15 protein-coding genes are annotated in these 13647 nt (G+C 44.2%); 1 reads left to right on the top strand and 14 read right to left on the bottom strand.

Annotation, left to right across the window (positions count from 1 at the left end; all coding sequences use genetic code 11):
- Positions 1-59: 59 nt before the first annotated feature.
- From BC8716_RS18965 to BC8716_RS19010, 9 genes are all read right to left on the bottom strand, one after another.
- Positions 60-662 carry a genetic competence negative regulator gene (locus BC8716_RS18965; RefSeq protein WP_094428251.1) on the bottom strand — a complete coding sequence of 201 codons (603 nt, stop codon included), beginning with the start codon at positions 660-662 and terminating at the stop codon, positions 60-62.
- Between the two features lie 111 nt (positions 663-773).
- On the bottom strand, positions 774-1685 hold the full coding sequence (locus BC8716_RS18970) for a MerR family transcriptional regulator (RefSeq protein WP_094428253.1): 912 nt from the start codon (positions 1683-1685) through the stop codon (positions 774-776).
- 14 nt (positions 1686-1699) lie between these two features.
- A complete protein-coding gene (locus BC8716_RS18975) occupies positions 1700-2482 on the bottom strand; it encodes a metallophosphoesterase (protein WP_157730493.1) in 783 nt (260 codons plus the stop codon).
- 245 nt (positions 2483-2727) lie between these two features.
- Positions 2728-3216 (bottom strand): IS200/IS605 family transposase, encoded by a 489-nt coding sequence (tnpA, locus tag BC8716_RS18980; RefSeq protein ID WP_094423643.1) that lies wholly within the window; start codon positions 3214-3216, stop codon positions 2728-2730.
- Positions 3217-3384: 168 nt separating this feature from the next.
- The gene (locus BC8716_RS18985) at positions 3385-4572 is read right to left on the bottom strand and encodes a M20 metallopeptidase family protein (protein ID WP_094428257.1); all 1188 of its coding nucleotides are present in this window, start codon (positions 4570-4572) and stop codon (positions 3385-3387) included.
- A gap of 289 nt (positions 4573-4861) precedes the next feature.
- The gene (locus tag BC8716_RS18990) at positions 4862-5923 is read right to left on the bottom strand and encodes a lysylphosphatidylglycerol synthase transmembrane domain-containing protein (RefSeq protein ID WP_094428259.1); all 1062 of its coding nucleotides are present in this window, start codon (positions 5921-5923) and stop codon (positions 4862-4864) included.
- Positions 5916-6953: a glycosyltransferase family 4 protein gene (locus tag BC8716_RS18995; protein ID WP_094428261.1), complete on the bottom strand. Its 1038-nt coding sequence runs from the start codon at positions 6951-6953 to the stop codon at positions 5916-5918. Before BC8716_RS18995 ends, BC8716_RS18990 begins: the two co-directional genes overlap by 8 nt.
- Positions 6950-8170, bottom strand: a complete 1221-nt coding sequence (locus tag BC8716_RS19000; protein WP_094428263.1) for a glycosyltransferase family 4 protein — start codon at positions 8168-8170, stop codon at positions 6950-6952. Before BC8716_RS19000 ends, BC8716_RS18995 begins: the two co-directional genes overlap by 4 nt.
- A 721-nt stretch (positions 8171-8891) precedes the next feature.
- On the bottom strand, positions 8892-9158 hold the full coding sequence (locus BC8716_RS19010) for a helix-turn-helix transcriptional regulator (RefSeq protein ID WP_094428267.1): 267 nt from the start codon (positions 9156-9158) through the stop codon (positions 8892-8894).
- A 145-nt stretch (positions 9159-9303) separates the two neighbouring features.
- Between BC8716_RS19010 and BC8716_RS19015 the strand changes: the two genes are divergently transcribed.
- The gene (locus BC8716_RS19015) at positions 9304-9624 is read left to right on the top strand and encodes a helix-turn-helix domain-containing protein (RefSeq protein ID WP_094428269.1); all 321 of its coding nucleotides are present in this window, start codon (positions 9304-9306) and stop codon (positions 9622-9624) included.
- Between the two features lie 153 nt (positions 9625-9777).
- Here the strand turns inward: BC8716_RS19015 and BC8716_RS19020 are convergent, their stop codons facing one another.
- The 5 genes from BC8716_RS19020 to BC8716_RS19040 are packed head-to-tail and all read right to left on the bottom strand — an operon-like array spanning position 9778 to position 13554.
- Positions 9778-10191, bottom strand: a complete 414-nt coding sequence (locus BC8716_RS19020; protein ID WP_094428271.1) for a DUF2663 family protein — start codon at positions 10189-10191, stop codon at positions 9778-9780.
- Between the two features lie 44 nt (positions 10192-10235).
- The gene (locus tag BC8716_RS19025) at positions 10236-10430 is read right to left on the bottom strand and encodes a hypothetical protein (protein WP_094428273.1); all 195 of its coding nucleotides are present in this window, start codon (positions 10428-10430) and stop codon (positions 10236-10238) included.
- Between the two features lie 12 nt (positions 10431-10442).
- Positions 10443-11018, bottom strand: coding sequence for a CPBP family intramembrane glutamic endopeptidase (locus tag BC8716_RS19030; protein ID WP_094428275.1), 576 nt, complete (start codon positions 11016-11018; stop codon positions 10443-10445).
- The gene (locus BC8716_RS19035; RefSeq protein WP_094428277.1) at positions 11015-12520 is read right to left on the bottom strand and encodes a RecQ family ATP-dependent DNA helicase; all 1506 of its coding nucleotides are present in this window, start codon (positions 12518-12520) and stop codon (positions 11015-11017) included. The genes BC8716_RS19030 and BC8716_RS19035 overlap by 4 nt, the downstream gene beginning before the upstream one ends.
- Entirely contained in the window at positions 12514-13554 is a 1041-nt protein-coding gene (locus BC8716_RS19040) for a YpbB family protein (RefSeq protein WP_157730495.1), read from the bottom strand. The genes BC8716_RS19035 and BC8716_RS19040 overlap by 7 nt, the downstream gene beginning before the upstream one ends.
- Positions 13555-13647: the final 93 nt, after the last annotated feature.

Genomic DNA, 13647 nt, shown 5'->3' on the forward strand with positions numbered 1-13647 from the left:
CTGTTATTTTTGTTTACGAAAAAAGCAGCGAAAGGTTTCATGCCTTTCGCTACACCTAGCTACGTTTTAAGATAAAAAATCCGATAAAGCTGTTCAATCGCTTGTGCCGGCATTAACGCTTTTCCATATTCGCAAATACGATGGAAAGAGGTTGTCGCAGGGCTGCCAAATTCTGATAAAATCGCTATTAGGGCTGCTTCATTCACTTCTTCAAGCTCTGCTTCGTTAAACTTTAAGTAGAAGCGCGTTTGATAGGAATGCAATTCGCCGCCTAACATACCAATGGCGTGTAGACGAGATGCAAGACCAATAACATCTTCAAACGAAGAAAATTCATAAAAAACTTCGTCGGTTTCGTCTAAAGTTAATTGCATTTCAATGAAGCCTTCTTCATAGTCTTCGGCATCATACTCGTCAGCAGGGTCACCTTTCGTAATAATAAAAACCATGCCCTGCGCTGGCATCGCAAACACTTCAACTGCAATCGGCCCATCGATTTTAAAACCTAACTCGTCATCTGCTTCCAGCATCATATCCCGGAATAAGTCATGGACTTTCGGAACATCTTGCCACAAGTCTTCTTTTGTAATCCCTCTTTCATCCATATCATCATAGGTTAAAAAAACCTTAAATTTATCGATTGCTAAACGCTCTAAGCGCATACCAGCCCCTCCTTTATGCCCGTATGGTTCTCTCGCGCGTATCTATACGATACGGTATGTGGGTACGCAAAAGATGGTTCTCAAAATCATTGTTTTTCTTAAATCCAATTTTTAATGTTGCAGCATTCGTTCAACCCATATTTCCCAGTCTGCTCTTGACTTGCCGATGAAAATCGTCTCACAGTTTGCTTTCTTGTTGTCATGGAGCTCTGAAAACCCTTTTCCAAGCAACCCTATTTTCGTGTTAGGCTGTTTTTTTATCACTTGTTTCAACCAGTCCTCAGCAGCCTGCATATTCTGCTCGTCTCTGCAAGAAACAGCGACAAGGACGGGCGCGCACTGCTGCACAACCAATTCTGCATCTTCAACAGAAATTCCTGTCCCAAAACAGATTGTGCTAAATCCTTTCCGCTTTAAATAAAAGGCAAAGATCCTTAACGGCAAAGCCGATTGTTCATGAGGGCCGCAAAACAACAAAATTTTTTGCTTGGACCTGTCCGTAGGCAGCACCATTGCCAAATTTGTGATTTTCGCCTCCATGGCTCGTACAGCATATTGTTGATGAGCAAGTGTTATCGTTCCTTGCTTTCTTTCCTGTTCAAGCATGTCATAGGCAATACTAAACAGTTCAATCGCCACACGTTCCATCGAATACATACTAAAAGCGCGGTTCAGCCATTCTTGGGCTTGTTCTTCGTCAAAGGCGAGCAAAGCTTTTAGGAAATCCGTGGCAAGGTTGCTTATATAGCTGGAATGATCCGTTGCTGTATGCCATTCCCCGCTCGCTTTGTCAGCCTCTTTTAGTTCAACGGCTTGCTTAATGGAAAATCCTTCATTGACTTTTTCAATTAGCCAGCGGAGTACGGCAATGTGTTCGTCTGTATACAAACGATGGCCGCTTTCGTTCCGATCCGGGTTAATGGCCTGGTATCGCCTTTCCCACGCCCTTAATGTTCCCGGGTGAATCCCTAATTTCTTAGAAACGGCCTTTATGTTATACTTCCCATCTTTAGAGGTCATCATCCTGCCTTTGCCCCCTATTCCTCCACCTTTGCTGTGCTTGGTTTGATCGTAATCGCATGAACTTCAGGCGCAGCGCCTAAACGAAGGGGTACCGATGTCGTCCCATACCCATTGCTCACGAGTTTCAAAAATCCGCCTTCCTGTACAAGTCCGCCTTTTTTCTCTAAGCCGAACCCAAAGACACGGATTTGTCCGCCATGCGTATGTCCACAAAGCATCACGTCCACATCCCTCCCATGTAGGGAATGGCTTACATTTGGGTAATGGCAAAGGACAATTGTATAAGTGTCCTGTTTGTCGGCAAAAAGCTTGTCCAGTTCTTCCTCGCTATAGTCTCTATCGCTAAGTCCAATGATTGTGACAGACGTTTCCTTTATCGTTATCGTCGTTTGTTTATTATCTAAATAGCTTACGCCATACTTATGGAGGCTTGCAGCAAGCCATTGTTGATCGACTTCTTCGTCATTGTTGCCTCGCACAAAAAAAACAGGCGCCAATTCAGCTAATTTTTGTAAGTTCTCTTCAGTCCGCGCTTTTGGAGCAGCTCTCTCTGTTAGATCTCCACCGATCATTACCGCATCGCAACGCTCTCTCGCCATATCCAATATTTCATCGGCAATACGCCGCCGGTGGATATCCGAAATAAACAAAAGCTCGATTGGATCTGCTTTTGTCGGGATTTTCGCGCTTGAGAAAGTGTGGAAGCGGACATTGTTTTCTTGAGCTTGTCTCACCATATGCATCGCCAAGGCGCCCCCGGCAAAAGCAACAGCGGTTTTTATCCATAATTTCCACATTTCCATTAAGCTCCTTGTCATTCGAAAAGTATAGTTGTATCATACCACATTCCTGCCATAATTGCCTTATTTGGCAACTTTTCTCGGCCAATTGTTCGCTTGAACAAAACGAACAAATCAAAACCACCCGTGACAACGGGTGGTTTGTTCTACGGCTGAAAGCCTTTGTTACTGACCAAACCCTAAAGGGCTACTGAACGGTTCGCCAATTGTACTACTTTCACTGGCCAGACCTTAAAGGCCTCCTAGCGCATTCTTTTCTTTTTACGCTTTACCTCTTCACCTGTAAATGGATCTACATACTCCAACAAACTTAATTGTTCTGCGACTATATCATCTTGTATTTGGTTTTTTATATATTCTTCAATTACTTTCTTATTTCTTCCCACTGTATCTACATAAAAACCTGTGCACCAAAATTTTCGATTTCCGTATCGATATTTTAAATTTGCATGCCGATCGAATATCATCAAGCTACTTTTCCCTTTCAAATATCCCACAAATGAAGACACACTGATTTTCGGCGGAATACTCACCAGCATATGTATGTGATCTTTACAAGCAGTTGCTTCAATAATTTCGACACCTTTTCTTTCACTCAACGTTCTTAATATTTCTCCAATGTCTTTTTTAAGTTTCCCATAGATTACCTGCCTTCTGTACTTTGGGGCAAATACTATATGATACTTACAATTCCACTTTGTATGTGCTAAACTGTTAGTGTCTTTAGACATTTAAAACTCCTCCGTTTGCTTCATATATTGGTTGGCGAACCAAATATATTTTAGCACCGCGGTGGAGTTTTTTTAATACCTCGCTGGAAGCTTTTTGGAACCCCGGGCCGAGCCCGGGGTTTTCTTTTCACAACTAAAAAAAACGGAGGCTTATAATTTGCCTCCGTGTTACTTTTTATCTCCAGTTCCTAAGAAAGATAGAGCAGCTGCCCCTAGGTGTTTGGCGGCCACAAGCATAGCACGCTCGTCAATATCAAACTTAGGATGATGGTGAGGATAAACGATCCCCTTCTCCTCATTTCCAGCACCGGTGAAAAAGAACGCTCCTGGAACCCGTTGTAAATAATAAGAAAAGTCTTCCCCGCCCATAACGGGCTCGATTTCATGCAATTTTTCTACTGGATGGAACAATTTCGCAGTTTTCATTAAAAGTTCCGTCATTTTTCTGTCATTCACGACAGCTGGATACCCTTTTGTGTAAGTAAACGAATAAGTTGCACCGCTCGCCTCGCACACCCCTTTGATCGTTTCTTCCATACGGACAATTAATTGATTTTGTACGCTTTCACTAAACGTCCTTACCGTCCCTTCTAACTTCGCCGTATCGCTAATGACATTGAAAGCACCTCCGGCATGGAAAGAAGCAATTGTGACGACTGCCGGTTCTAAAGGGTTGACATTGCGGCTCACTAACTGTTGGAGCATCATTGCCACAGATGAGCCGACCATGACAGCATCAACCGTTTCATGGGGAAGAGCTCCGTGCCCGCCTTTTCCTTGTATATTCACTTCAAAGCGGTCTGAAGCAGCCATCAAACGGTCATATGAATAGCCAACTTCCCCATAAGGAAGGGGGCTCCACAAATGGGTGCCAAAAATGGCGTCCACCCCATCTAAACAACCATCTTCGATCATTGCAATTGCACCGCCTGGGGCAAATTCTTCTGCAAATTGATGGATGAGGACAATTGTCCCTTCTAATTCATCACGCATCGCCACGAGCGCTTTCGCCAATACGAGCAATGTAGCGGTATGGCCGTCATGGCCACAAGCATGCATTTTCCCAGGAATTTTCGAAGCAAACGGCAGCCCTGTTTCTTCTTGGATAGGCAATGCATCAAAATCAGCACGCAATGCTACTGTTTTGCCTGGTTTTTTGCCTTTGATCGTCCCGACGACACCACGTCCCCCAACTTGTGTGCGCACGTCAATACCAAGATTTTGCAAATAGGAAGCAATTTTTCTTGGTGTTATTTCTTCTTCAAAGGCCAGTTCAGGCTCAGCATGAAAATCCCGGCGCAATTCTACCATTTCTGGGTAAAGTGACTCAAGTTTTTTAAACAACGCCTCTTGCACCGACACCCCTCCTCATTTATGTACAAAAAAGGTACCCTAAAAGGATACCATCGAAAAAAAACATACTGCCTTAATCAGAGTTCTGGGACATTTTCAATAGCATAAACGCCATCGAAACCGCCACAGCAATGGCAGTTAGACCGATGCCGAGAATAGAAATTAATTGAGACCCGCTCATTCTTGTCCACTCCTTGCTTTGTCTGCCTTAAAGAAAACGAATACAACTCCAGTATAGCATAACGGGAGGCGGTTTTGAAAGGCTATCCAACAAGCGCTTATCATTTTCCCGTTATGACCTCTGGCGCCTCCTTATAGACACCCCTTCAACAGCCTTCTCCTTGACTCGCCTGATTTTTTTGCGGCTCTCCCCTAATATGAGGAAAAAGCCAACTAAGATTGTGCTGTATGACGTAAGGATCCGCCAAAACAAGAGTGCAATTAACAATGTTGCTGGCGAGACAAAAGACTGGAACAGCCCGCTAAACGTCATCTCAGCCGCGCCACTGCCGCCAGGGGTCGGCACAACTGTCGCAAACATGACCACAAACGCATGGAACACTGTGCCAATTAAAAGGGTGATATTCGGTGCGCCCAGTGCCTGAAAAATAAAATAAGGCACGCTGAAAAACAGCAATAGCTGTGCAGTAGTTAACAAAGATGTAACCAAGAGAGCACGCTTGCTCCGCACAAGCTGCCTGCTTTTTTCATGAAAATCGACTAATGCCCCGCCTAATTTAATTTTCCATTCAACTGCCTTGCGCTTGCTAATAAAGCGGACAGGATAGAGAATCCCGTAGGCAAGCTTTTCCGCCAGCTTCCGGTAAAACACGACGAGCAACATCGCCACAATCACGACAACATGGACTCCATAACCAATCAGCATGAGCAGTTTCAACTGTGGCATTGCTTGCGCCAACGCGCCATAGCCTACGATTAAAATTCCGGAAAAGCTTAACACAAGCACGACTTGGAAGACGAGAAATTTCATCAACAAAATCGACGTTGCGCTTCCACCAGGCACACCTTTTTTCACTAATACATAAAGCTGTGCAGGCTGCCCCCCTGCTGCCATTGGAGTAATCTGATTAAACATCTGGCCTACCATTGTTGAATAAAAGCTGTCGAATAACCCCAGCTTTGCTCTTTTTCCGACCATCACTTTTAGAACGGCTGCTTCCAAGAGCCAAGACAACAGCAGCATAACGGCTGCTAGAGCGAGCCAAGTTAAGTGGGCTTGGCGAACACCTTCAATAGCCGCCTCTAAGCTAACATTCCGCGCCAGGAAAAACACGCACAGAGCGCCGAGCAAAATGACTAGCCCTAGTTGTAAAAATATTTGTTTCTTATTCATGCACAGGCTCCCTTACCTTGAGGAGGCTTGAATAAAAGGCGTCCCACTCGTTAAGCAAACGATCTTCTGAGTAGAAGCTTGCACCTTTTTTAGCCCGTTCGACCGTCTGCTCATAAAAACTGCGGTCGGCCTCCAAACGTGCTATGGTCGTCGCAAACGCTTCGTTTGTTCCAGCCCGCTCATAAAAATCAAATAATATGTTTTCATATAAAGGCAAATCTCTAAGCAGCAACGGCTTATTACAGCTCATTGCCTCTAAAATCGTCATCGGGAACAACTCATGGTAAGACGGCGAAAAAAGCAAATCAGCTGCATTGTAGCAATGCTTCATCTCATGGCGTTCAAGGATTCCTGTAAAATGGACATTTTCCGGCGGGTTTTCCACTAGTTTTTTCAATTCGGCATACCCAGCAGTTAACTGCCCAAACGAAAAACCGCCTGCCCAAACGAAATGAATATGTTTGAGGCGTTTGGCGACATCCAGAAAATCCAAGACGCCTTTTCGGTGTTGGATTTGCCCTGCACCCAACACGACAAACGCCTGCTCCGGAATATTGAACCGCTGTCTAAACGCGATTCTCTCTTCCTCCGTCCCTTCTGAAAACCCTTCTTTAGACACAAAGTTTGGAATGTAGGATACCCGTTCACGCTCAATTCCATACTGAGCCAACTTGTCGATAAAGGAAGGGTTTACGACAACAAGCCGGTCCATCCGCTTATAAAAGGCGAGAATGTATTTATAAAACACACGTCGGAAGAAGCGTGGCAACTGCAAGCTGTCGTCAACCGTTTCAGGTAAGAAATGAACGTAGCCTACGTTTATGCCTCTTTTCCGCGAGAATGACGCAAGATAAAACTTTAAGTCAATGGTGTGGTAATGGGTAATATCGGCGGCTTGAAATGTATTCAATTGAAGATCGTATTTATGTTGTGCTTTTCGCTCCAGAACGTTGACTAGTTCCCGGTAGGCAGAGGCGACCCCCTGCCCTTTTACTTTTTCTGCAGACGATAACATTTCCAGTTTAATCATAATGACTGCTCTTTTCGGTAAAGGATTGCTTGCATAAGTTTTGGCGAACTGTTTTCGATTTTTTTGTTTTTCGCGAGCTCAAAATAAGTTTGTTCTACTTTAGCGCCAAAAGCTTCTGCGGTTAATGGCTGAATTTGTTTCTTGGCAGCTTTGCGCACTTTCGTTAAATGGGATGAGTGCAGTAAGCGGCGCAAAAGTGGTCCAAGATCCTCATCTTCTTTAAAGACAAAACCAGTTGTGCCGTCTAAGACAATCCGCTTAATACTTGGATCAGACTTGGCCACTACAATACAGCCTGAAGCCATCGCTTCAATATAGGTGAGGCCTTGCGCTTCAGTCGTCGAGGCACTTACGAACAAATCGCCTAAATGGTAGTAATGATGAATCTGGTTCCACTCAACAGCACCAGTAAAGCGGACATGTTCGCTAACTCCAAGGGACACAGCCAGCGCTTCAAGAGACTTTCGGACAGGTCCGTCCCCAACCATCACCGTTTTTACATGATCCAGTTCGCTCTCCAATGATTTGATTGCGTACAAGAGCGCCTCCATGTTTTTTTCTTCTGCCATCCGGCCAATGCTAATAATAACTTTGTCACTTTCATTGATCCCAAGCTTTTTCCTTAACGCCAACACATCTACCAAGCTTGCTTCGGAACGTTTAAACTGCTTCACCGAGACGCCCGTCGGAATGACATAAATCGGTTCGCTTACTTTATAACGGCGCAAATATGTCTTCACTTTTTCCGTAGGTGCAATGACAGCATCAGCACCGCGGCAAAACCATTTTGTTAAACGGCCAACCATTTTCGGAGACAACAGCTTTCCTCGTGCAATGTAATGAACATAGTCTTCATACATCGTGTGGTATGTATGAATGTGAGGAAGCTTACATTTATGTGCAAGATGCTTTCCTAAGCATCCCATTGTAAATTCTGTGTGGGTATGGACGATTTCGATGTTTAGTTCCTTCATCAGTTTTGTCGCTCTGCGTATCCCAGCATAAGCTAAGCGTCGCTCGGGAACAAATCCAACAGCAAGGCTTGAAAACCGAAAAACCTTCCCCTCCTCCTGTTCTGGATCTGCCGCTTTATCCGTTGACGTAAAAATGTAAACGCGATGACCCCGGGCGCTCAATTCTTTTTCAAGTGTTGCAATAGACGAAGCCACCCCGCTAATTTGCGGAAAATAGGTGTCGGTAAAGATCCCAATATTCATGTTATTCCTCTTTCCTTTTCTGAAATGGAGCTTACTTTCTCGAATAGAACACTAGTAAAGTATAAAGCTTCTTGCCAATAAAAGAAGAAAGATTCCATTTCTTTTTATAAAAATTTTAGAATTAAGCCCATTTCCTTTTCAATTAAAGGGAATCAATCTTGTTCTAGTGTTCTATTCAAATAGTACACTAACACTATGTCATCTGCAAATACATTGTGTCGTTTGCCAGTCGCCGTTTATCCTTCGCTGACTTATTGACTATCTATAACCTATCAAGTGCTTTTTGTTTATTTCTGTCTCCTTTCACCTCACATACAAACTCTTGCGCTAATAAACAAATTAGGAACTGGTCAACCTTACAAACCCGAAAAACCAACATTATGTTAGATAGAATCGAATGATCGACTTACATTTGGACGTTTAGGAACTCATCACCATCATAATTCCTTTTGAAAATCATTGCCACCTACGCATTTATTTTAACAATCAGTCCAAAAACGCGCGATACCCTTTAGAATGGTCTTGCACTCAGTCTCTAGCCTGATATTGCTGTTGTCTTCATTGGCTAATAAATGGTCTTGTTCCTGCTTACTATGTTTATTTTCTTTGCAGCAGTTGATTTTTTCGATTGAATAAAAAAAACGCCAAAACTGGCGCTTTGAGAGATTTACCATTTTTTGCATCGAAAACACATTCCCCTGCAAAAAGGAATCCGCCTTTTTTATTTGTTAGACTGACTTTTATCATTTTTTGTTTCTTTTTCATTTTGTAAATTAATAGTTAACATATCGTCAAAAAAGAGATCATCGGGCTTTAAGGAAAAAACAGCCGCAATCCGGTAAGCAAGTTCATAAGAAAGCCCTCTTTTCCCATTTTCTATTTGCCAATAGAATGGGGTACTCACGTTAATTTTTTTTGCTACTGCCTCTAACGTCATTTGGTGCTCCAATCGAACTTTTTTCAATGTTTCCCGCTGCAATACGATCACCTCATTTGATTAACTAAAAGTTAACTACAGTATATCCTTCCCAGTTTCTTCTGTAAATACAATTGTTTCTATTTAGTTAACCGAATTTACGTTAGCGATTTGTTAACATATAATACAGGTAGACCGAGCAGAAAGGGTTGTGCATATGACAATTGTTCCAGAGCGGCTAAAAGCATTAAGGAAAGAACGACAGCTTACCCAGGAACAGCTAGGCGAGCTGATCAATGTAACAAAAGTGTCCATATCAGGCTATGAAAATGGCAACCGCACCCCTGACACCGATACATTACGCCGCCTTGCAGATGTCTTTGGTGTTTCAACAGATTATCTGCTAGGGCGTTCCAAAGAGAAAAACGGCTCTTTCTTTTATGACAATGAACTTACACACAAAGAGGCTCAGCTATTGCGTGAACACCTTGCCTTTATCCGCTTCCGGGCCAATAAAAAGGAAAGTGAAACAGACTGATAAACGAGATGTGCAGGCAAGTGTAGAGGCCTTTGCATAGCGGTTTCAGAGCGATGAACAAGGTAGACGACCGACATCTATGAATGTTTGTTACAAACGAAAACAGCTTGCTGAGCAGGCTGTTTTTTTTTAGCTTTTCTGTTTATCTTTATCTCATTCGAAATAAAACAAGTTGATGGAGTAGCGCGTTTGCATTTCTTTTAAATAGGCTTCTTTCTCGGCTGCACTACGCTCAGTTGGCCAAAATTCTTCGCTGCGCTCGATAAACTCGTTGCGCAGCGCCTCAAATTCCTTTTCTTTTTTTGCCGCCTTCTTTGATAAATGAACAAGTCCGATAACAGACAAAAAGAGTACGACGAGCAAAGCTGTTGACAATGGCGAAGCCAGCAACGCTTTGGGAAAGACGATACGCCCAGTTTGAGGTTCATTCAAAAGAATTACAAATGTGCAACCACTAATGAGCGCAGCCCACCCGCAAAACAAGTGTTGTTTCTCCAAACGATCCCACTCTGTTTTACGTTTAATCAACTCTTTCGTAATCATCTCTAGTGCCAGTTGTCCTCCCATCGCCTGACCCCTCCCATACGTAATGTATGGGAAAGGCTGTCCTTTTAGAACAAATAGAACGAGACCGCTAAACTCGTGAAAACAAGCAAAAAGAAAAGAACAGCGAGCATATGGGCAATGGGAGAGACCACTGCTTTTTTCTTGTCTTTACGTTTCTTTTTATGGTGCCGTACTTTTGAACGGGGAGGCAGCGTTTCAGGTTCTCCTTGGTTTTCTAAATAAATCGGCTGCTCGCTCATTGGCATCTCCTCCTACTTTCTGTTCTTAGCATTTAAAACAAAAGCAAGAACAGCGTTAATGAAAAAATGCGCACATACAACAGTCGCAAAGTTCCCTGTCACCTCAAACGTCCAGCCAAGCCCTATGCTTATAACGAGTACGTAGGCAAATAGCACAGGCTTTGTTACATAGCGAAAATGGACAATCGCAAACAGCAAACTCGCCAGCGGCAGCCCAACGAGCTGTTGCAAAACGGCTCTGAATAGCCATTCCTCGCAAAAGGCCACCAACAAGCAAAAACAGACAATATGGACAGGGCTCATGCCGGTAAAAACACGCTCATTCAATCCCCCATCATCAAGCCAGCCTTTTGGCAGCAACACGACAAGCAGCCAATTTGTAAGCAGGGCGGCAACAGCAAACAAACTTCCATATCCTATTCCCGTGCCCCACTGAAATTCAAGGCTTTGCCAAATGCCAACCGGTCCGCCGGTATAGAAAAAGCTTAACGCGATGCCAATGACCAAAAGCAGCAATTGCGAACCGTATAGGCTGATGTAGAAATCTTTTTTATCCAGCTGAGTGGCGGCGCGGCGGTCTGCTTTCATCGTTTTTCCTCCGCCACTGCAAAAACGGCTTTAAGCTCTTCTTCCCACAAAAACGGCTCCTCATTTACGTTAACAGGCTGCTGTTTAAACGAGTCAAGAGTGAGGCCACACACATCACAGCACGGATTTTGAAAGGCTGGAATCTCATCGAAATAGGAAAGTAATTGTTGGCGCCGGCAAGTTTGGTCATTACGACCATAGTGAAACACCGGTAACAGCCGGTTCTTTTTGGCAGCGATTTGCTCTTTAAAATGGCGGTGGAGCAAACTTGTTAGTTTTGCCACTGAAAAGGATTGGACAAGCCCCGCCTTGATTACACCCCATTTTTCTAACAAATATACAACCGTCCGCGCTTGATCGGATTGCATGGCTAAAAGCCGGTTCTCAAATGATGGAAAATCAAGCGGTTCTCCTACTTTTAACTGTGAAAGTGCCCATACCCATTCATCGGCAGTAAAATCGTTTTTTTTAAGTAAATTTTCCGCTTGTACACGATCTTCTCGAGCAGTTAGAAGCAAAGCAAAGCTTAAAGCCCCATCGCGTCCAGCACGACCAATTTCTTGGATGTAAGAGGCGATGTCAAGTGGGTAATGCAAATGGATGACATAACGCACATCTGTTTTGTTAAGCCCCATACCAAATGCGTTCGTTGCACAAATCACATCCAGTTGGCCATTCATAAATTGTTGTTGGACGAGCAAGCGGTCGGCGTTTTCCATGCCGCCATGATAAAAGCTCGTCCGAACATTCTTCACTTCCTGAGCAAGATAAGTGCTGCATGCTTCTGCCTGCGCTCTGCTCTGAACATAAATGATTCCCGGTGCTTGATAAGTAGCAACCATTTCGACAAGGCGCTGCTGTTTTTGAGCTTGGTCAGCAGCCTCCTCAGCTAAAAGCACAATATTGGAGCGGTTGACACTCTCAATATGTTCAAACGGCGTCCGCAAATCGAGCCGTTTTTTAATATCAGCGCGGACTTCTTTCGTTGCTGTGGCGGTAATCGCTAAACAAGGCGGCGAACCAAGCGCCTGTTTAATGTCGCAGATCCGCAAATAATCAGCGCGGAAGTCATGCCCCCAATAAGACACGCAATGGGCTTCATCGACGACAATATAAGCGACGTTTACCTTTGCCAAAGCAGCGAGCAGTTCTCGTGATTGCAACATCTCTGGCGACGTGTACAACAGTTTCACTTTTGCAAGGTTACGGAGCAAACGTCTGCGTTCTGCTATTTCCGTAAAGCTGTTGAGAGCGGCAGTTTGTTTCAGTCCAATTGATTTCAACTGCTGGACTTGGTCTTCCATCAACGCGAGCAGCGGTGAAACGACAATCGTAACCCCGTTGGCGAGAAAAGCAGGCAGCTGGTAACAAAGGGACTTGCCCCGTCCTGTCGGGAGCATAGCCAACACGTCTGCCCCACCTATGAGCGCTTCAATAATTTCTTTTTGCCCTTGCCTAAATGAAGTAAAACCAAACAAAGCCTGCAAATGGCGTTCTAACATTTTATGAATCCTTTCCTCGCCAGCGTAAGCCGAATGTCAAAATAAGTGACTTCATTGTTAAGCGCTGTTCGAATCGTTTTTAACTTTAACGTACGGTGCTCGCGGCTGATGCGCAAAATGTTTTTTTGCGTTTCCTCGCTCACATAGCGGTCAATCGGGAAAGAGCGGTCAAACAAAGCAATTTCGACGAGATGATCTTCAATCGTCGCCGGCTTTAAGCCGCGTATATGCGCGAGCTCTTGCACGGAATCAACTTGCGGCAATAAAGAGGCTGTTTTTCGTGCCGATGCAGTGTTTGTCCGGCTTTGTATCGTAGGAAGCAAATGTGAAAGCGCTTCGTAATTGCGCGGGTTTTCACTGATCTCAGCCATCAGTGCATGGAGGTTGCTTTTATGGCGTAGTTCAACTTCCATTAAGGAAAGACGATAGCGCAAGGCAAGCTGTTGCCTCGTCTCCCCGATCCGCTTTTGCCTTGAAAGCTGTAGAACAAACAGTTCAGCTTGCAGTCGATCGCGCTTTCTTAAAAAAGCGGCACATTCTTTATATAACTTCAGTCTGTACCGGTTCCGTTCAGCAGGTTTTGGGAGTGCGTTTTTGACGAATCGCTGTACATCTAAATCGCCGACGACAGGAATAAAAGAAACCCCCATTGCTAATGCATTTAATGACTGCACAAGCAGAGCGAGGCGGTTCCAAAAGAGCACATCCGCCTGTTGGAACAATCCATTGTTTATATTTTGCACGTAAGAATGAGCATGTAGCCAGGCATCCAACTGGATTTCGCCTTTCTCAGTCAGCTGGTGCGCCCCGTCCGTTTCGCGGACTTTCCCATTTTCAAGCAACGCTTTAACGACTTGTTCCGCTTCGTTATAAGACAAGTGGGGCAAAAGACCAAACAAAGGAAGAGCGCTGAACAAAGCGCCATCTTGTATCGTTTGTGCGGAGCGCTTGCCTTTTAATAAATGATACGCTCCAAATAAAGAGCGTTCGCCTTGAAAACGATGACAGGCAAGCATAAAAAGCTGTTCTTTCACGATTTTTCCCTCTTTCAATCGTGCCTTGGTTTTCCTCATTGTACCAAAACAGCCTTGTTTTTGTCCTTGTTTGTCAATTGCAGTTTTGCTTGT

It is taken from the genome of Shouchella clausii (genome assembly GCF_002250115.1).
In the GTDB taxonomy this organism is placed as follows: Bacteria; Bacillota; Bacilli; order Bacillales; family Bacillaceae_D; genus Shouchella; species Shouchella clausii.

Excerpts from the sequence above, each read along its gene's own strand:
- BC8716_RS19035 (WP_094428277.1), bottom strand. The coding sequence starts at position 12,520 with ATGTTAGAACGCCATTTGCAGGCTTTGTTTGGTTTTACTTCATTTAGG.
- BC8716_RS18990 (WP_094428259.1), bottom strand. The coding sequence starts at position 5,923 with ATGAATAAGAAACAAATATTTTTACAACTAGGGCTAGTCATTTTGCTC.
- tnpA (WP_094423643.1), bottom strand. The coding sequence starts at position 3,216 with ATGTCTAAAGACACTAACAGTTTAGCACATACAAAGTGGAATTGTAAG.
- BC8716_RS19030 (WP_094428275.1), bottom strand. The coding sequence starts at position 11,018 with ATGAAAGCAGACCGCCGCGCCGCCACTCAGCTGGATAAAAAAGATTTC.
- BC8716_RS18995 (WP_094428261.1), bottom strand. The coding sequence starts at position 6,953 with ATGATTAAACTGGAAATGTTATCGTCTGCAGAAAAAGTAAAAGGGCAG.
- BC8716_RS18970 (WP_094428253.1), bottom strand. The coding sequence starts at position 1,685 with ATGATGACCTCTAAAGATGGGAAGTATAACATAAAGGCCGTTTCTAAG.
- BC8716_RS19015 (WP_094428269.1), top strand. The coding sequence starts at position 9,304 with ATGACAATTGTTCCAGAGCGGCTAAAAGCATTAAGGAAAGAACGACAG.
- BC8716_RS19020 (WP_094428271.1), bottom strand. The coding sequence starts at position 10,191 with ATGGGAGGACAACTGGCACTAGAGATGATTACGAAAGAGTTGATTAAA.
- BC8716_RS18965 (WP_094428251.1), bottom strand. The coding sequence starts at position 662 with ATGCGCTTAGAGCGTTTAGCAATCGATAAATTTAAGGTTTTTTTAACC.
- BC8716_RS18975 (WP_157730493.1), bottom strand. The coding sequence starts at position 2,482 with ATGTGGAAATTATGGATAAAAACCGCTGTTGCTTTTGCCGGGGGCGCC.
- BC8716_RS19025 (WP_094428273.1), bottom strand. The coding sequence starts at position 10,430 with ATGAGCGAGCAGCCGATTTATTTAGAAAACCAAGGAGAACCTGAAACG.
- BC8716_RS19000 (WP_094428263.1), bottom strand. The coding sequence starts at position 8,170 with ATGAATATTGGGATCTTTACCGACACCTATTTTCCGCAAATTAGCGGG.